This window comes from Streptococcus mitis (genome assembly GCF_023109235.1).
GTDB lineage: Bacteria > Bacillota > Bacilli > Lactobacillales > Streptococcaceae > Streptococcus > Streptococcus mitis_DA.
Genome location: NZ_JALDUC010000006.1, coordinates 61,396 through 79,317 on the forward strand (window position 1 = coordinate 61,396; position 17,922 = coordinate 79,317).

Annotated in this window: 22 protein-coding genes and 1 pseudogene; 18 read left to right on the forward strand and 5 right to left on the reverse strand. The window is 40.0% G+C overall.

Translation table 11 applies throughout. From position 1 onward, the window contains the following. Positions 1–12 precede the first annotated feature (12 nt). The 7 genes from M1F55_RS04915 (at position 13) to M1F55_RS04945 (ending at position 6,592) form a co-directional block, all read left to right on the forward strand. A complete protein-coding gene (locus tag M1F55_RS04915) occupies positions 13–948 on the forward strand; it encodes a dihydroorotate oxidase (RefSeq protein WP_247947400.1) in 936 nt (311 codons plus the stop codon). A gap of 32 nt (positions 949–980) precedes the next feature. Continuing rightward, a complete protein-coding gene (gene holA / locus M1F55_RS04920; protein WP_247947401.1) occupies positions 981–2,018 on the forward strand; it encodes a DNA polymerase III subunit delta in 1,038 nt (345 codons plus the stop codon). 145 nt (positions 2,019–2,163) lie between these two features. Next, on the forward strand, positions 2,164–2,769 hold the full coding sequence (gene sodA, locus M1F55_RS04925; RefSeq protein WP_020903212.1) for a superoxide dismutase SodA: 606 nt from the start codon (positions 2,164–2,166) through the stop codon (positions 2,767–2,769). 161 nt (positions 2,770–2,930) lie between these two features. Further along, positions 2,931–3,461: a YutD family protein gene (locus tag M1F55_RS04930; protein WP_020903213.1), complete on the forward strand. Its 531-nt coding sequence runs from the start codon at positions 2,931–2,933 to the stop codon at positions 3,459–3,461. A 20-nt stretch (positions 3,462–3,481) separates the two neighbouring features. Further along, the gene (rlmN, locus tag M1F55_RS04935; RefSeq protein WP_000804762.1) at positions 3,482–4,567 is read left to right on the forward strand and encodes a dual-specificity RNA methyltransferase RlmN; all 1,086 of its coding nucleotides are present in this window, start codon (positions 3,482–3,484) and stop codon (positions 4,565–4,567) included. Next, the gene (locus tag M1F55_RS04940) at positions 4,567–5,049 is read left to right on the forward strand and encodes a VanZ family protein (protein WP_049499637.1); all 483 of its coding nucleotides are present in this window, start codon (positions 4,567–4,569) and stop codon (positions 5,047–5,049) included. The genes rlmN and M1F55_RS04940 overlap by 1 nt, the downstream gene beginning before the upstream one ends. A 1-nt stretch (position 5,050) precedes the next feature. Then, positions 5,051–6,592, forward strand: a complete 1,542-nt coding sequence (locus M1F55_RS04945) for an ABC-F family ATP-binding cassette domain-containing protein (protein WP_049499635.1) — start codon at positions 5,051–5,053, stop codon at positions 6,590–6,592. A 55-nt stretch (positions 6,593–6,647) separates the two neighbouring features. Here M1F55_RS04945 and M1F55_RS04950 read toward each other — a convergent pair whose 3' ends face one another. Together M1F55_RS04950 and M1F55_RS04955 are read right to left on the reverse strand one after the other, a co-directional pair. Next, positions 6,648–7,451, reverse strand: coding sequence for a peptidylprolyl isomerase (locus M1F55_RS04950; RefSeq protein ID WP_049499633.1), 804 nt, complete (start codon positions 7,449–7,451; stop codon positions 6,648–6,650). 152 nt (positions 7,452–7,603) lie between these two features. Beyond that, a pseudogene (locus M1F55_RS04955) lies at positions 7,604–7,804 on the reverse strand (hypothetical protein). 175 nt (positions 7,805–7,979) lie between these two features. Between M1F55_RS04955 and rpsP the strand changes: the two are divergent. The 7 genes from rpsP to M1F55_RS04990 all read left to right on the forward strand — a co-directional run bounded on the left by rpsP (position 7,980) and on the right by M1F55_RS04990 (position 11,676). Continuing rightward, on the forward strand, positions 7,980–8,252 hold the full coding sequence (gene rpsP / locus M1F55_RS04960) for a 30S ribosomal protein S16 (protein ID WP_000268760.1): 273 nt from the start codon (positions 7,980–7,982) through the stop codon (positions 8,250–8,252). A gap of 19 nt (positions 8,253–8,271) precedes the next feature. After that, positions 8,272–8,511: an RNA-binding protein KphA gene (kphA, locus tag M1F55_RS04965; RefSeq protein ID WP_000379617.1), complete on the forward strand. Its 240-nt coding sequence runs from the start codon at positions 8,272–8,274 to the stop codon at positions 8,509–8,511. A gap of 109 nt (positions 8,512–8,620) precedes the next feature. Further along, positions 8,621–9,172, forward strand: coding sequence for a hypothetical protein (locus tag M1F55_RS04970; RefSeq protein ID WP_004239319.1), 552 nt, complete (start codon positions 8,621–8,623; stop codon positions 9,170–9,172). Between the two features lie 107 nt (positions 9,173–9,279). Then, entirely contained in the window at positions 9,280–10,068 is a 789-nt protein-coding gene (locus tag M1F55_RS04975; RefSeq protein ID WP_247947402.1) for an alpha/beta fold hydrolase, read from the forward strand. A gap of 30 nt (positions 10,069–10,098) precedes the next feature. Beyond that, positions 10,099–10,617, forward strand: coding sequence for a ribosome maturation factor RimM (rimM, locus tag M1F55_RS04980; RefSeq protein WP_247947403.1), 519 nt, complete (start codon positions 10,099–10,101; stop codon positions 10,615–10,617). Next, positions 10,607–11,326 carry a tRNA (guanosine(37)-N1)-methyltransferase TrmD gene (trmD, locus tag M1F55_RS04985; protein ID WP_000686917.1) on the forward strand — a complete coding sequence of 240 codons (720 nt, stop codon included), beginning with the start codon at positions 10,607–10,609 and terminating at the stop codon, positions 11,324–11,326. The genes rimM and trmD overlap by 11 nt, the downstream gene beginning before the upstream one ends. An 11-nt stretch (positions 11,327–11,337) precedes the next feature. Then, positions 11,338–11,676 carry an ATP cone domain-containing protein gene (locus tag M1F55_RS04990; protein ID WP_001196040.1) on the forward strand — a complete coding sequence of 113 codons (339 nt, stop codon included), beginning with the start codon at positions 11,338–11,340 and terminating at the stop codon, positions 11,674–11,676. A gap of 30 nt (positions 11,677–11,706) precedes the next feature. On the opposite strand, the gene M1F55_RS04995 is transcribed toward M1F55_RS04990, so the two are convergent. After that, positions 11,707–12,027, reverse strand: a complete 321-nt coding sequence (locus M1F55_RS04995) for a hypothetical protein (RefSeq protein WP_084888448.1) — start codon at positions 12,025–12,027, stop codon at positions 11,707–11,709. Positions 12,028–12,126: 99 nt separating this feature from the next. On the opposite strand from M1F55_RS04995, the gene M1F55_RS05000 reads away from it, so the two are divergent. Next, positions 12,127–12,342 carry a YdbC family protein gene (locus M1F55_RS05000; RefSeq protein WP_000807422.1) on the forward strand — a complete coding sequence of 72 codons (216 nt, stop codon included), beginning with the start codon at positions 12,127–12,129 and terminating at the stop codon, positions 12,340–12,342. A 54-nt stretch (positions 12,343–12,396) separates the two neighbouring features. Here the strand turns inward: M1F55_RS05000 and M1F55_RS05005 are convergent, their stop codons facing one another. Beyond that, a complete protein-coding gene (locus M1F55_RS05005) occupies positions 12,397–12,933 on the reverse strand; it encodes a biotin transporter BioY (RefSeq protein ID WP_084947564.1) in 537 nt (178 codons plus the stop codon). Positions 12,934–13,122: 189 nt separating this feature from the next. Next, positions 13,123–14,469 (reverse strand): glutathione-disulfide reductase, encoded by a 1,347-nt coding sequence (gor, locus tag M1F55_RS05010; protein ID WP_077805275.1) that lies wholly within the window; start codon positions 14,467–14,469, stop codon positions 13,123–13,125. A 289-nt stretch (positions 14,470–14,758) separates the two neighbouring features. Between gor and M1F55_RS05015 the strand changes: the two genes are divergently transcribed. From M1F55_RS05015 to M1F55_RS05025, 3 genes are read left to right on the forward strand one after another with little or no spacing between them, the layout of a single operon-like run. Next, positions 14,759–15,967 carry an efflux RND transporter periplasmic adaptor subunit gene (locus M1F55_RS05015; protein ID WP_247947426.1) on the forward strand — a complete coding sequence of 403 codons (1,209 nt, stop codon included), beginning with the start codon at positions 14,759–14,761 and terminating at the stop codon, positions 15,965–15,967. Then, the gene (locus tag M1F55_RS05020; RefSeq protein WP_024058005.1) at positions 15,951–16,652 is read left to right on the forward strand and encodes an ABC transporter ATP-binding protein; all 702 of its coding nucleotides are present in this window, start codon (positions 15,951–15,953) and stop codon (positions 16,650–16,652) included. Before M1F55_RS05015 ends, M1F55_RS05020 begins: the two co-directional genes overlap by 17 nt. A gap of 1 nt (position 16,653) precedes the next feature. Beyond that, positions 16,654–17,913 carry an ABC transporter permease gene (locus tag M1F55_RS05025; protein ID WP_024058004.1) on the forward strand — a complete coding sequence of 420 codons (1,260 nt, stop codon included), beginning with the start codon at positions 16,654–16,656 and terminating at the stop codon, positions 17,911–17,913. Positions 17,914–17,922 lie beyond the last annotated feature (9 nt).

Consider the following 17,922-nt stretch of genomic DNA (forward strand, 5'->3'; position numbering starts at 1 on the left):
AGGATCAGAATCATGGTATCAACGAAAACGCAAATTGCTGGTTTTGAGTTTGACAATTGTTTGATGAATGCAGCAGGTGTGGCTTGTATGACGATAGCAGAGTTAGAGGGCGTTAAAAACTCAGCGGCAGGAACTTTTGTGACTAAGACAGCAACCTTGGACTTTCGTCAGGGGAATCCTGAGCCACGCTATCAAGATGTTCCACTTGGTTCTATCAACTCTATGGGCTTGCCAAATAATGGCTTAGACTATTATTTGGATTATCTTTTGGATTTGCAAGAAAAAGAGCCAAACCGAACTTTCTTCTTATCTCTAGTTGGTATGTCTCCAGAGGAAACCCATACTATCTTGAAAAAAGTCCAAGAGAGTGAGTTTCGTGGTCTGACTGAGCTAAACCTCTCCTGTCCAAATGTTCCAGGTAAACCTCAGATTGCCTATGATTTTGAGACAACAGACCGGATTTTGGCAGAGGTATTTGCCTACTTCACCAAACCTCTTGGAATTAAATTGCCACCATATTTTGATATTGTTCACTTTGACCAAGCGGCAGTTATTTTCAATAAGTATCCTCTTAAGTTTGTCAACTGCGTCAACTCTATCGGAAACGGCCTTTATATAGAAGATGAGTCTGTCGTTATTCGTCCTAAAAATGGTTTTGGGGGGATTGGTGGTGAGTATATCAAACCGACTGCTCTAGCTAATGTTCACGCCTTTTATCAACGTTTAAATCCTCAAATCCAAATCATCGGAACAGGTGGCGTGTTGACTGGTCGTGATGCCTTTGAACATATCCTCTGTGGAGCAAGTATGGTGCAGGTGGGAACCACCCTTCACAAAGAAGGCGTCTGTGCTTTTGAACGCATTACCAATGAACTGAAAGCAATCATGGCGGAAAAAGGGTACGATAGCCTAGAAGATTTCCGTGGGAAATTGTGCTATATCGATTAAATGAATTAAAAAGTCAGAAGAAAGGAGAGAAGATGCTAGCCATTGAAGAGAGTCAGAAGTTGACTTTAGCAAATTTACCGAACCTGAGCCTTTTTACAGGGACAGATCAGGGTCAGTTTGAAGTGATGAAGAGTCAAGTGTTGAAACAGATTGGCTATGATTCTGCTGACCTCAACTTTGCCTACTTTGATATGAAAGAAGTGGTCTACAAGGATGTGGAACTGGAGTTGGTCAGCCTTCCTTTCTTTGCGGATGAGAAAATCGTGATATTGGATCATTTTGTCGATATCACGACTGCTAAAAAGCGCTTTTTAACAGATGATGAGCTCAAGTTATTTGAGGAATACTTTGACAATCCTTCACCAACAACCAAGTTGATAATCTTTGCAGAAGGAAAACTGGATAGCAAAAGACGGTTGGTAAAATTACTTAAGCGTGATGCCAAGGTCTTTGATGCAGTAGAAGCCAAAGAACAAGAATTGCACCAGTATTTCCAAAAGTGGAGCCAGAAACAAGGTCTGCAGTTTGCCAATCATTCTTTTGAAAATCTACTTATCAAATCTGGTTTTCAATTTAGCGAAATCCAGAAAAATCTCCTCTTTTTACAGTCCTATAAGGAAGACTCTGTTATCGAGGAAGAGGATATTGTTAACGCAATTCCCAAGACCTTGCAGGACAATATTTTTGATTTAACTCAGTTTATTCTGACTAAAAAGATGGACCAGGCGCGCGATTTGGTTAGAGATTTGACCTTGCAAGGTGAAGATGAAATCAAGTTGATTGCAGTCATGCTAGGACAATTTCGGACTTTTACTCAGGTGAAAATTTTGTCGGAGTCTGGGCAAACAGAATCGCAGATTGCAAGTAGTCTAGGAAGTTTTCTCGGACGCAATCCTAATCCCTATCAAATCAAGTTTGCGCTGAGGGATTCACGAGGACTTTCCTTGAGCTTTTTGAAGCAAGCTATTTCTTATTTGATTGAGACAGACTATCAGATTAAGACAGGTCTTTATGAAAAGAGTTTCCTTTTTGAAAAGGCACTCTTGCAGATTGCTAGTCAGGTAAATTAATCCTATCTGAAAAATTTTTTTAACCCGCGTCAGGATTATCTTGTCGTGGGTTTCTTGCTGATTTCCTTATCTATAAGCAAAAAACTTGAAAAAAGTGAATGTTTGCGTTATCATTTTCATATAGAAAGAAAAAGAGGTATTACAGATGGCTATTATCTTACCAGATCTTCCATATGCATACGACGCTTTGGAACCATACATCGATGCGGAAACAATGCACTTGCACCATGACAAACACCATCAAACTTATGTCAACAATGCCAATGCAGCTCTAGAAAAACACCCTGAAATCGGTGAAGACCTTGAAGCCTTGCTTGCTGATGTAGAATCTATTCCAGCTGATATCCGTCAAGCACTTATCAACAACGGTGGCGGACACTTGAACCACGCTCTTTTCTGGGAATTGATGACTCCTGAAAAAACAGCTCCATCAGCAGAACTTGCAGCAGCAATCGATGCAACATTTGGTTCATTTGAAGACTTCCAAGCAGCCTTCACTGCAGCAGCAACAACTCGTTTCGGTTCTGGATGGGCATGGTTGGTTGTTAACAAAGAGGGTAAACTTGAAGTGACTTCAACAGCAAACCAAGACACACCAATCTCAGAAGGTAAAAAACCAATCTTGGGCTTGGACGTTTGGGAACATGCTTACTACGTGAAATACCGCAACGTACGTCCTGACTACATCAAAGCTTTCTTCTCAGTGATCAACTGGAACAAAGTAGATGAATTGTACGCAGCTGCTAAATAATGATATGATATATGGAGGGAAGAATTGTTCTTCTCTTTTTAAGGTTATATTATTTTGGTCTGACAAAATCGTCAGACTTTTTTCATTTTTATGAGAAACGTGCTAAGTGCTAGAAATTATGGTAGAATAAAGTATTAAGTAATCGTGGAAAAAGGATATCTATGCGAAAAGAAATTGCACCTGAATTATACAACTATAACAAGTTTCCTGGTCCTGAGTTCCATTTACACGGGGACAAGGTAGAAACGGAAGGGATAGCTTTTTCCTTGGTGGAAAATATCAAGGATGCCTTCGATGTGACGGCTTTTAATCAGCGTTTTTCAGAAGTCTTAACCAAGTTTGATTATATCGTGGGAGACTGGAGTAATGAACAGCTTCGCCTACGAGGTTTTTATAAGGATGACCGAACAGAAGAAAAACTTGAAAAAATCAGTCGTTTACAAGACTACCTTTTAGAGTATTGTAGTTATGGTTGTGCCTATTTTGTCTTAGAAAATGAAGCCCCTAAGCGAGCATCATTTGACAAGAAAATGCGTAAGAAGGAAGAAGAACTGCCTTCTAGAAAAGGAAAGAAGCCGACTCAAACCAAACGAAAACCGAATGCAGATAAGAAAAATAGACGTCGTCAGAAAGACCAGCATTCTCAGAAAGAGGACAAGGGGCAACGTCATTTTGTCATTCGTCAGAAGTGAGTAGAGAATAAGGAGAAGAAATGAAACCGTCAATTTATAGTTTAACACGTCAAACCATGCAGGAATGGGTTTTGGAGCAGGGAGAAAAGAAATTCCGTGCAGACCAAATCTGGGAATGGCTTTACCGTAAACGTGTCCAGTCATTTGAAGAAATGACCAACCTTTCTAAGGATTTGATTGCGAAGCTTAATGACCAGTTTGTGGTCAATCCCTTGAAACAACGTATTGTTCAAGAGTCTGCTGATGGGACTGTCAAATATCTCTTTGAGTTGCCTGATGGTATGTTGATCGAGACTGTACTCATGCGTCAACACTATGGTTTGTCAGTCTGTGTGACGACTCAGGTCGGCTGTAATATCGGTTGTACCTTCTGTGCCTCTGGTTTGATTAAGAAACAACGCGACCTCAATAATGGGGAAATCGTAGCGCAGATCATGCTGGTTCAGAAATACTTCGATGAGCGTGGTCAGGACGAACGCGTCAGCCATATCGTTGTCATGGGAATCGGTGAGCCCTTTGATAACTACAACAATGTCTTGAATTTCGTTCGTACTATCAATGATGACAAGGGAATGGCCATCGGTGCTCGTCACATTACGGTTTCAACTTCAGGTTTGGCCCATAAAATTCGTGATTTTGCTAATGAAGGAGTTCAGGTCAATCTTGCTGTTTCCCTTCATGCACCTAATAATGAACTGCGCTCAAGCATCATGAAGATTAACCGTGCCTTTCCGATTGAAAAACTCTTTGCTGCTATTGAGTACTACATTGAGACAACTAATCGTCGTGTGACTTTTGAGTATATCATGCTTAATGAAGTTAACGATGGTGTAGAACAAGCCTTGGAATTGGCTGAATTGCTCAAGAACATCAAGAAATTGTCTTATGTAAACTTGATTCCTTATAACCCAGTTAGTGAGCATGACCAATATAGCCGTAGTCCCAAAGAGCGCGTCATGGCCTTCTATGATACTCTTAAGAAAAAAGGGGTTAACTGTGTTGTTCGTCAAGAGCATGGTACTGATATTGATGCAGCTTGTGGACAATTGCGTTCTAATACAATGAAACGTGACCGCCAGAAAGCAGTCGCAGCAGTCAATCCGTAATGATGAAGAAAACTCATAATCATATTTTAGTCTGGGGAGTTATTTTCTATAGCATTTGTATCGTCTACTTTTGTTTTACTCCTCAAGAACATTCTCCCGTGGGAGTGGAAACTCCAGGTATTCAGCATCTTGGACGCCTGGTTTTTCTTTTGACTCCTTTCAATTCTTTCTGGAAACTGGGTGAAGTGAGTGATATGGGACAATTATATTGGATTTTTTTACAAAATATCCTCAATGTCTTCTTGCTTTTTCCTCTGGTCTTCCAACTCCTTTATCTCTTTCCAAACTTAAGGAAAACAAAAAGAGTTCTTCTTTTCAGTTTTCTAGTGAGTCTTGGAATCGAGTGTACGCAGTTAGTCTTGGACCTTTTCTTTGATTTCAATCGCGTCTTTGAGATTGATGATTTGTGGACCAATACCTTGGGTGGCTATCTGGCTTGGCTCCTCTATAAACAACTACATAAAAACAAGATAAGGAATTAAAATGAGTATTTTAGAAGTTAAAAATCTGAGTCACGGTTTTGGTGACCGTGCAATTTTTGAAGATGTATCCTTCCGTCTCCTCAAGGGAGAACATATCGGTCTGGTCGGTGCTAATGGTGAAGGAAAATCAACCTTTATGAGCATTGTAACTGGTAAGATGTTGCCAGATGAAGGGAAAGTCGAATGGTCTAAATATGTGACTGCTGGTTATTTGGACCAGCACTCTGTCCTTGCTGAAGGGCAGTCGGTGCGTGATGTGCTCCGTACAGCTTTTGATGAGCTGTTTAAAGCAGAAGTCCGAATCAATGACCTTTATATGGAAATGGCTGAAGACGGAGCGGATGTTGATGCACTTATGGAAGAAGTTGGAGAACTTCAAGACCGTTTGGAGAGTCGTGATTTCTATACCTTGGATGCTAAGATTGACGAAGTGGCGCGTGCCCTTGGTGTCATGGACTTTGGAATGGATACGGATGTAACTTCTTTGTCAGGTGGGCAAAGAACCAAGGTGCTTTTGGCTAAGCTTCTCCTTGAAAAGCCAGATATATTGCTTTTGGACGAGCCGACCAACTACTTGGATGCTGAGCATATTGACTGGCTCAAGCGCTATCTCCAGAACTATGAGAATGCATTTGTCCTTATTTCACATGATATCCCATTCCTGAACGATGTGATTAATATTGTCTATCATGTGGAAAATCAACAGCTGACGCGTTACTCTGGTGACTACTACCAGTTCCAAGAAGTCTATGCCATGAAGAAATCCCAGCTGGAGGCGGCCTACGAACGTCAGCAGAAAGAGATTGCCGACCTCAAGGACTTTGTTGCTCGGAACAAAGCGCGTGTTGCAACACGAAACATGGCCATGTCTCGTCAGAAGAAATTGGATAAGATGGATATTATCGAACTCCAAAGTGAGAAACCAAAACCATCCTTTGATTTCAAATCAGCTCGTACGCCAGGGCGCTTTATCTTCCAAGCCAAGGATTTGCAGATTGGTTACGACCGTCCTCTGACTAAGCCTTTAAATCTTACCTTTGAGCGCAATCAAAAGGTTGCCATTATCGGTGCTAATGGTATCGGGAAAACAACTCTCTTGAAGAGTCTCTTGGGGATTATTCCGCCAATTGCTGGGGAAGTTGAACGAGGTGATTACCTAGAACTTGGTTACTTTGAACAGGAAGTAGAAGGTGGCAATCGTCAAACACCACTTGAAGCTGTCTGGAATGCCTTTCCTGCACTCAACCAAGCAGAAGTTCGTGCAGCCCTTGCCCGTTGTGGTTTGACAACCAAGCATATTGAAAGCCAAATTCAGGTCTTGTCAGGTGGGGAACAAGCCAAGGTTCGTTTCTGTCTCTTGATGAATCGTGAAAACAATGTTTTAGTGCTGGACGAGCCGACCAACCACTTGGATGTGGATGCCAAGGATGAACTCAAACGCGCTCTTAAAGAATACAAAGGATCTATCCTTATGGTCTGTCACGAACCAGACTTTTATGAAGGTTGGATGGACCAAATCTGGGATTTTAATAATTTAACTTAAGAATGAGAGTAAAAGAAATACAGTACCGAATGTGGATACTGTATTTTTTTGGTTTTTAAGATTTAAAATTGTAATCTTTCACCACTTCGATGCTATCGATTGTGATAGCAGTAGTTGGCTTGTCTTTTTCATCTTTTTCGGCTTTAGCAATTTTATCTACAACATCCATACCGTCAATCACTTGACCAAAGACTGGGTGTTTGCCATCTAGACTAGGGTTTCCCCCTTCTTTATAGGCTTCGATAATTTTCTTTGGATACTTGCTTGTAGGGAGTTTAGCAGAGGTATCTGTAGAGTTTTGGTTGATGAAGAACTGGCTACCATTGGTGTTTGGTTGACCAGTATTAGCCATAGAAAGAGCACCACGGATGTTATAGAGATAAGGAGTAATCTCGTTTTTGAAACCAGTTCCCTTGTCTTTAGTCTTATCCTTGTCATGCCAGATGGACTGACCACCTGTACCGTCCCCTTTTGGATCTCCAGTTTGAACCATGAAGCCATCGATGACACGGTGGAAGGTAATGCCGTTATAGTAGCCTTCTTTGGCGTGAGTGAGGAAGTTTTCAACCGCTAGAGGAGCGAGTTTAGGGAATAGTTTGATACGGATATCTCCTTGACTTGTGTGTAGAATCACTTCAGCCTCGTCTTCAGCAACTTCTTTAGATAGTTGCGGGAAATTGGCGTTTTCGTTTGTTAAAGCATCGTTTAACTCCTTAGCAGATTGGGCAGCTGCTTTGGAACTTTCTTCAGCAGCAAGACTGGAATCAACATAGTCATCACCACGCAGACTGCGTTGTATGTTGCTACATCCAGCTAGAGCTACAGTGGATAGTAAAAGAAGGGTTGCTAGTTTTTTCATTCTATTCCTCTCAAAAATTCATTTCTACCATTGTACCCTAAAAGGAAGGGGATTTCAAATGTTAGTGACAAGACAGTTTAAGAGGAAGCCAACCATAAAATCGCTTGATTAGGGGTATCAATACCATAAGTGTACTCGAAGTATTTTGGGAACTAGGTTTCGGTGGTAAAAGTACCAAACTGGATTCTCCATAGTAGAATGATATCACCTGCAAGCAAATCATCTGCTCATAAGTCCATATTTCGTTTGGGAACGGGCTTAGGATTTAGGAGCCAAGCATCCAAATCTCGTTCAGGAGTGATGAAGATTTTGACTTGGTAGTCTTTATAAAATTTTTCTAAAATAGTATTTATGACATTCTCTTTCCGATTTTTCTTTAAAAATATAACAAATTTCTAAATGGTTTAAAAATTTTATAGTCTGTCAAGTTTTTTTCTTGACACCTATCAGAAATCTGTTATAATAGAACATGTGCTAAATAGCTCAGCTATTTCACCGAAATAAAAAATAAGAAAAGAGACTTTAAAAATGGCAGTTAAAATCCGTTTGACTCGTATGGGTTCTAAGAAAAAACCTTTCTACCGTATCAACGTAGCAGATTCACGTTCACCACGTGACGGACGTTTCATCGAAACAGTTGGAACTTACAACCCACTTGTTGCTGAAAACCAAGTAACTTTGAAAGAAGACCGCGTTCTTGCATGGTTGGCTGATGGAGCTCAACCTTCAGATACAGTTCGCAACATCCTTTCAAAAGAAGGCGTATTGAAAAAATTCCACGATTCTAAATTCTCAAAATAAGTTTAAAGTAGGTTGACAGATGGATACGATTGAAAATCTCATTATTGCGATTGTGAAACCCTTGATTTCACAACCAGATGCCTTAACTATCAAGATTGAAGATACACCAGAGTTTTTGGAATATCATTTGGATCTTGATCAAAGTGATGTGGGTCGTGTAATCGGTCGTAAGGGTCGCACTATTTCTGCGATAAGAACGATTGTCTACTCTGTCCCAACTGAAGACAAAAAAGTAAGAATCGTTATTGACGAAAAATAAGAAGGGCGGGACGAATGTCTCGCTTTTTTGCGAGAAGTGTAAAATTGCAGCCATTAAGTACCAACATGAACGTGATTTGGAAGGCTTTTTAAAGGGGGACTGGAAAAGAATGAACATTGATTGTATTTTAAACATAGATTGGGCAATGTACATTGATTGGTTATTGCGAATTTTACAGATTTCGACTTTTATAGGTGTAATTTTAAAAATTAGTTTTCAGAATAAGGCCTATATCAATAATATCGAAATTCAGGTAATTAAACCAATCGAATTTGATTCCTTACATACGAGATTTCATCATATATATGAGTTTAAACATGATGAAAATGATAAACATTATAACCATTTGATTTTTTATCCAAAGGAAGTTGATATTGAAATTATAGAATTTTATTCTTTAATCTATGATTCAAAAAGTAATCGTTTAGTTGATAATGATAAACTGCATACAGTTAAAAATTTAAAGAATTATACATGCTTATTGATTCATACAAATTTACCAGAGAATATGCCTAGTTTAAGAATGAAATGGAAAACAAGTCAGGGTGAAATTGGCGAGTATACATTTTATAGTAATATGTATAATGGGAATGTGAATATCTCATCTTTCAAATATAAATTAACATTAAAGAGGAAACTATTAGCACTTTTTGGACTATAGCGACCCCTCTATGTATCTTCCTCCAACTTGAGAAAATCCTTGGAACGTGTTAAAATAAAGGATAAGGATTTTTAATAATTCATTATATAGAACGAGTGGATTTCTTTATGAAGAGGATTGAAGTATCTACAGAAATTGGTAGTCTCTCTGTTACTTATCAAAAGCAAAAGAAAATGCTAGTTTGTTTAAGTGGTGCAGGTTTGCTACCAAGTTATGAAAATTTTTCACTTATACTTGAAAAACTTCCTCCTACAATTGGTTATTTGACTATTGATTTTCCGAACACAGGTAGGAGTCCGATTCATGACCAAGCTGGAAAAAATCTGGATAATCTTGCAGATGCAGTTTATGAACTATTTGAAGAATTGGCGATTTCTGAATATATACTTTGTGTACATAGTTTGAGTGGAATTTTAGCTTGCAAATTGCTCAACAAACCAATTAAGTGTCAGGCTTTACTAGCAATTGAACCGACAACTAAAAAAGTCATGTTTGCTGATTTTTCAGAAAATCCTTATCCAGAAATGGAAGAGCAGATGAGGCTGATTGAGGAGTGTGGTCCTGAACTCTATTTTAAGAACTTAACTCAAGCCACATTTAGCCCTGAAACTAATAAAGAAATCTGGGAATTAATGCAAGAAAAAGGCTTAGAGTTGGAAAATCAAGATCCAGGATTTCAGATATCTGGAGAGATTACTGAGGAAGATTTTGAGAATTTGTCGATAGAATCTCATGTCCCTGTATTTATTTTTTGTCAGCCTTATAGAGAAAAAGAGTACAGAGAATCAGAATATTGGACTTCCAATACTAAACTCATTTTAGGAGGGAATCACCATTATTTACAATGGTCAGAATCAGAAAAAATTACGACTATTATTCGAGAATTGTTAGAATAAGATGGATAGAAATAAAGTACAGGAGACAAGATGAACTACTTTAATGTTGGGAAAATCGTCAATACGCAAGGATTGCAGGGTGAAATGCGAGTCTTGTCTGTGACGGATTTTGCAGAAGAACGGTTTAAAAAAGGGGCTGAGTTGGCCTTGTTTGATGAAAAAGATCAGTTTGTTCAAACAATAACTATTGCTAGCCACCGTAAACAGAAGAACTTTGACATTATTAAATTCAAAGATATGTACCATATCAATGCTATCGAAAAGTACAAGGGATACAGTCTCAAGGTTGCTGAGGAAGATTTAAATGACCTAGACGATGGTGAATTTTATTATCACGAGATTATTGGTTTGGAAGTCTATGAGGGAGAGAACCTGATTGGAACCATCAAAGAAATCCTGCAACCAGGTGCTAACGATGTCTGGGTGGTCAAGCGAAAAGGCAAGCGTGATTTGCTCTTGCCTTATATCCCACCAGTGATTCTCAATGTTGATATTCCAAATAACCGAGTCGATGTGGAAATCTTAGAAGGGTTAGACGATGAAGATTGATATTTTAACCCTTTTTCCAGAGATGTTTTCTCCGCTAGAGCACTCAATCGTTGGAAAGGCTCGAGAAAAGGGGCTCTTGGATATCCAGTATCATAATTTTCGAGAAAATGCTGAAAAGGCCCGCCATGTCGACGATGAGCCCTACGGAGGCGGTCAGGGGATGTTGCTCCGAGCCCAACCCATTTTCGATGCCTTTGATGCTATTGAAAAGAAAAATCCGCGCGTCATTCTCCTCGATCCTGCTGGAAAGCAGTTTGATCAGGCTTATGCTGAGGATTTGGCTCAAGAGGAAGAGTTAATCTTTATCTGTGGGCACTATGAGGGTTATGATGAGCGTATTAAGACCTTGGTGACAGATGAGGTTTCTCTGGGAGACTATGTACTGACTGGTGGTGAGTTGGCAGCTATGACCATGATTGATGCTACGGTACGCCTGATTCCAGAAGTGATTGGCAAGGAGTCTAGCCACCAAGATGATAGTTTTTCTTCTGGGCTTCTCGAATATCCTCAGTACACACGTCCCTACGATTATCGAGGGATGGTTGTGCCAGATGTACTGATGAGTGGACACCATGAAAAGATTCGTCAGTGGCGCCTGTATGAGAGTTTAAAGAAAACCTATGAACGCAGACCGGATTTGCTTGAACATTATCAACTGACAGCAGAAGAAGAAAAAATGCTGGCAGAAATTAAAGAAAACAAAGAATAAAGGAGATACCTATGCAAGTAATCAAACGTGATGGAGAAATTGCTGAATTTAATCCAGATAAGATTTACCAAGCTATCTTAAAAGCAGCCCAGACTGTCTATGTATTGACAGATGATTTACGTCAAAACCTTGCACAAGTCACTAAGAAAGTGGTTTTGGATTTGGAAGAGGCCAAGGTGGAACGTGCTACCATCAGCATGATTCAGTCTATGGTTGAACATCGTTTACTGGGTGCAGGTTACATTACCATAGCAGAACACTACATTTCCTATCGTCTACAACGTGACTTGGAAAGAAGTGGTTATGGAGATCATATCGCGGTTCATTTACATTTTGAACAAATTCGCTAAGAAAAAAGAGTGGGATGAAGCAACTACATCTCACTCTTTCTTAAATCTATTTTTTTGGGCTGTTTGGACAGTTGAAGGGACAAATCGTAGGCGTTGAATATCGCTTATGCGGATAATACGGGTCACATTTTTAGCAAAATTTTTCACGATAATTTGCTGGCGTTGCTGATCGTATTTGATGATGTCACCTGTAAAACTTGTCTCAGACAAGATAAGGTGAACAGCAGTTTGTTTCTGGATAGCCTCTTCAATAGTAGCAGTTAGGGAGTTGGTTTCAGTCTGGTCAGGTTGGTCATGTCCATTTAAAAAGTCATGTATTTTATCTAGAACTTGCTGGAATTTATGTCTCATAGTGGCCTCCCTTCTTTTATATCAATATTATATAAAATTTTCCTAAAATCTACAAGATTTTACGAATAAACTAATGAAAGCTAAAAAAAGGAGAAGAAAATGGCAGAATTTACATTTGAAATCGAAGAGCACTTGTTGACTCTTTCTGAAAACGAAAAAGGTTGGACCAAGGAAATCAACCGTGTGAGCTTTAATGGTGCCCCTGCAAAGTTTGATATTCGTGCTTGGAGTCCAGATCATACTAAAATGGGCAAGGGAATTACCCTCTCTAATGAAGAATTTCAAACCATGGTGGATGCCTTTAAAGGCAACTAAGTTTTCAAAATGAAAGAAAAGGATATTGAGTTATGACAACTCGATATCCTTTTTTTAGTTGGTAAAGTAAGCCTGATTTTTAAGGCGTTGAAGTAGTGGATGACTAATAAGACTAATAGCAAGAAGTTTACCAAGGTCTGGAATGATAAAGGGAAAAACTCCTACAACAAGAGCTTTTTCAAATGGCATTCCAGCTAGGAAATGCAAGCTTAGAATCCCGCCGACAAAGACAAGGGCATCACCCAAGAGGTTTGCAAGAAAAATCTTGACAACTCCACTCTTGCTGTCAGTTAGAGATGAAGTAAGTCCAGAGTAAACGAGATAAAACCAAAGATAGCCTGCAGTAGGACCAACCAACGCCTGCAATCCAGCTCCCCCTCCTGCAAAGACAGGAAGACCGATAGCACCTAGAAGAAGATAGAGTCCAACAGAAAGTACAGCCTCTCTGGGTCTAAAGACAGTAGCAATCAAGCCGATTGCAAAGTTTTGCAGAGTGAAGGGAACAGGTCCAATTGGAAGAGTGATTTGTGCCAATACAGCAATGAGAGCAGCCCCAATAGCAGGGATAGCATAAACGTGAGCTTTTTTCAAAATAGTTAACCTCTTTTCTGATGTATAGTAACTATTATACTCGTAAGAACATTATTGTCAACCTGTTTTATAGAGCAAGGTAACAAAAACTGTAACGGCCGATTTTCCTGACTGGGTAAGTTGTTTTCATCATTTCGTAAATCATCAAAAAAGAAGCAGACACATTTGTATCAGCTTCTTTTATTTCGATTAACGCATGGTTACAAATTCTTCAGATGCAGTTGGGTGAATCGCTACAGTTGCATCAAAGTCAGCCTTGGTCGCTCCCATTTTGATAGCAACAGCAAATCCTTGAATCATTTCATCAACACCGTATCCAATTCCATGAAGTCCGACAACTTTTTCTTCTGAACCAGCTGTGATCAATTTGAAACGAGTTTCTTGACGGTTGCAAGTGCAAGCAGAGTACATAGAAGTAAAGCTTGATTTATAAACCTTGATTTGGTCTTGACCGTATTCTTTAATAGCTTGCTCTTCTGTCAAGCCAACAGTTCCGATAGCAGGGTGTGAAAAGACGACAGTTGGAATAGTTGTGTAGTCCATTTTTGCAGTTGTTTTGCCGTTAAAGAGACGTTCAGATAGGGTACGCCCAGCCTTGATAGCAACTGGAGTTAGTTCTTTTTCGCCTGTTACATCACCTAGAGCATAGATTCCCTCAACAACAGTATTTTGGTATTCATCTACTTGGATAAAGCCACGTTCATTCAGAGTCACTCCAGCTTTTTCAAGTTGCAAGTCCTTAACGTTTGGACGGCGACCAGTAGCCCAGATAACTTGGCTAGCTGTGTGACTAGTACCATCTTCGAAATGAATGGTAATGCCTTCAGCAGTTTTTTCTAACTTGGCAGGGACTTTGTGAGTATGAAGTGGCAAGTTTGTTCTTTCCATTTCCTTGACCAGACCTTCAACGATATAAGAATCAAAACCACGTAAAGGACGATCGCGGCGAACAAAGAGGTCTGTCTTGACACCAAAAGTGTGGAGCACGCCAGCCAATTCAACGGCAATATAACCCGCGCCTAAAATAGCAACTGACTCTGGCAATTCTTCCCAGGCAAATACATCATCAGAAGAGCCACCTAGCTCAGCACCAGGAATATTTGGAATACTTGGATGGGCACCAGTAGCAATCACGATATGTTTAGCACGAATCAACTCACCATTTACGCTAACAGTATGAGAATCTACAAATTCAGCATGACCTTCAATCAAGTCTACTCCGTTGCGTTTAAAACTGCCATCATAAGAAGAACGAGCGCGATCGATGTAGGCTTCACGATTGCGACGTAGGGTTGCAAAGTCAAAGTTAAGATCAGTAGTTTTAAAACCATAGTCTTCTCCAAATTGATGGAAAGTCTCAGCGATTTGCGCCCCGTACCACATGATTTTTTTAGGAACACAACCGACATTGACACATGTTCCGCCTAGTTTCTTTTCCTCAATAACGGCCGCTTTGGCTCCGTGTTCACCAGCACGGTTCATGGTAGCAATTCCTCCGCTACCTCCACCGATAGCAATGATATCATATTCTCTCATTGAAAACTCCTTTATACTCTTTTAAATAGTAGAGTGTCATTTTTTGATAGTCATATTCTATCTTTTTTTTGATGTGATTGCAAAAATCTGCTACGTTCAAAAAAAATAAAGAAAAGGCTTGCAAAAAAGAAAAATAAAGTGTATTATATAACTAGTACAACGATTGTAAAATAAATTCCGAACAATAATCAAATCCTGAAATGTCATTATTTCGTTCTGAAATGTTATTGTTTCAAATTGATAATTTTTGTATAATATTGTTAAGAACTTTAAATCAAAAAGGAGTTTCATTATGAAAAAGAATGGTAAAGCTAAAAAGTGGCAATTGTATGCAGCAATCGGTGCTGCAAGTGTGGTTGTATTGGGTGCTGGGGGCATTTTGCTCTTTAGACAACCTTCTCAGACTGCTGTAAAAGATGAGGCTACTCATCTTGTTGTTGCTAAAGAAGGAACCGTGGCATCCTCTGTTTTATTATCAGGGACAGTAACGGCAAAAAATGAACAATATGTTTATTTTGATGCTAGTAAGGGAGATTTAGATGAAATCCTTGTTTCTGTGGGGGATAAGGTTAGTGAAGGGCAGGCTTTAGTCAAGTACAGTAGTTCAGAAGCCCAGGCGGCCTATGATTCAGCTAGCCGAGCAGTAGCTAAGGCAGATCGTCATATCAATGAACTCAATCAAGCACGAAATGAAGCCGCTTCAGCTCCGGCTCCACAGTTACCAGCACCAGCAGGAGGCGAAGGAGCTGCAGGGCAAACTCCAGCTCCAGTCTCAGGAAATGCAGTTTCATCTATTGATGCACAACTAGGTGATGCCCGTGATGCTCGTGCAGATGCAGAAGCGCAATTAAGTAAGGCTCAAAGTCAGTTGGATGCCATGACGGTTCTCAGTACCCTGGAGGGAACTGTGGTTGAAGTCAACCACAATGTTTCTAAATCTCCAACAGGAGCTAGTCAAGTAGTCGTTCATGTCGTAAGTAATGAAAACTTGCAAGTTAAGGGTGAACTATCTGAATATAACCTTGCCAACCTCTCTGTAGGACAAGAAGTAACCTTTACTTCTAAAGTTTACCAAGATAAGAGCTGGACAGGTAAGATTAGCTATATCTCTGACTATCCTAAAACTAGTGGTGAAGCAGCAAGTGCAGCTACTGCCGCAACAGGTGGTAATTCTGGTTCTAAATATCCATATACTATCGATGTTACAAGTGAAATCGGTGATTTGAAACAAGGATTCTCAGTAAGTGTTGAGGTCAAGAATAAGAGTAAAGCTATTTTGGTTCCTTTAACAAGTGTTGTTATGGAAAATGATAAGAACTATGTCTGGGTGCTTGACGAGCAGAAAAAGGCTAAGAAAGTGGAAGTTGGTTTGGGAAATGCTGATGCAGACAACCAAGAAATCACTTCAGGTCTGACAAATGGAGTCAAGGTCATCAGTAACCCAACGTCTTCTCTAGAGGAAGGAAAAGAGGTGAAGGCTGATGAAGAAACTAATTAGTCTAAAAAATATCTGCAGAAGTTACCGTAATGGTGACCAAGAACTGCAGGTTCTCAAAAATATCAACCTAGAAGTGAATGAGGGTGAGTTTGTTGCCATCATGGGACCCTCTGGGTCTGGTAAGTCCACTCTCATGAATACGATTGGGATGTTGGATACACCAACCAGTGGAGAGTATTATCTTGAAGGCCAAGAAGTGGCGGGACTAGGTGAAAAACAACTAGCCAAGGTCCGTAACCAACAAATCGGATTTGTCTTTCAGCAGTTCTTTCTTCTATCTAAACTTAATGCTCTGCAAAACGTAGAATTGCCCTTGATTTACGCGGGAGTTTCATCTTCAAAACGTCGCAAGTTAGCTGAGGAATATTTAGATAAGGTTGAATTGACAGAACGCAGTCACCATTTGCCTTCAGAATTATCTGGTGGTCAAAAGCAACGTGTGGCTATTGCGCGTGCCTTGGTAAACAATCCTTCTATTATCCTAGCGGACGAACCGACAGGAGCCTTGGATACCAAAACAGGGAACCAAATTATGCAACTATTGGTTGAGTTGAACAAAGAAGGAAAAACCATTATCATGGTAACGCATGAGCCTGAAATCGCTGCTTATGCTAAACGCCAGATTGTCATTCGAGATGGAGTTATTTCGTCTGACAGTTCGCAGTTAGAGAAGGAGGAAAACTAAGATGCAGAATCTGAAATTTGCCTTTTCATCTATCATGGCCCACAAGATGCGCTCTTTTCTCACTATGATTGGGATTATCATTGGTGTTTCATCTGTTGTTGTGATTATGGCTCTGGGAGATTCCATGTCTCGTCAGATCAATAAAAATATGACCAAGTCACAGAAGAATATCCATGTCTTTTTCTCGCCTATCAAAAGCAAAGATGGTTCTTTTACCCAAAAGCAATCAGCTTTGACAGTCTCTGGTAAAGAAGAGGAAGTCCATGTTGAACCGCCAAAACCGCAAGAAGCTTGGGTTAAGGAGGCGGCCAAACTTAAGGGTGTAGATAGTTACTATGTAACCAACTCGACAAATACGACCCTGTCTTATAAAGATAAAAAGGTTGAGCGCGCTAGCTTGACAGGTGGAAATATTACTTACATGAAGGCGGTTGAAAATGAAATTGTTGCAGGTCGTAGTCTTATAGCTCAGGATTATAAAGATGTGGCCAGTGTCATTTTGCTAGACCAGGAACTTGCTAATAGCCTGTTTGGGTCAGCTCAAGAAGCTGTTAACCAGATTATAGATGTTGGTGGTTTTAGCTATCGTGTTATTGGTGTTTATACTAGCGATGAGGCCAAGGCTGTCAAGACATTTGGTATTGGTGGACTTCCCATTACGACTAATATTTCTCTTGCCAATAACTTCAATATGGATGAAATTTCTGATATTGTTTTCCGAGTTAATGATACCAGTTTGACACCAACTGTAGGACCAGAATTAGCTAGAAAAATGACCGAGATTGCTGGTCTTCAGCAAGGGGAGTATCAGGTGGCAGATGCGACTGCAGCCTTCCAAGAAGTACAACAACTTTTTGGATTTATAACTACGATTATTAGTGCCATCGCAGGAATTTCTCTCTTTGTTGGAGGGACTGGTGTTATGAACATTATGCTTGTTTCGGTGACGGAGCGTACGCGTGAGATTGGTCTCCGTAAGGCTTTAGGTGCAACACGTGCTAATATTTTGATTCAGTTTTTGATTGAATCCATGATATTGACCTTGCTTGGTGGAGTCATTGGTTTAACCATTGCGACAGGCTTAACCGCTATAGCTGGCATACTCTTGCAAGGTTTGATTGCGGGTATAGAAGTGGGAGTATCAATCCCAGTTGCCCTATTTAGTCTTGCAGTTTCGGCTAGTGTGGGTATGATTTTTGGAGTTTTGCCAGCCAACAAGGCTTCGAAACTTGATCCAATTGAAGCCCTTCGTTATGAATAAGTTAAACAA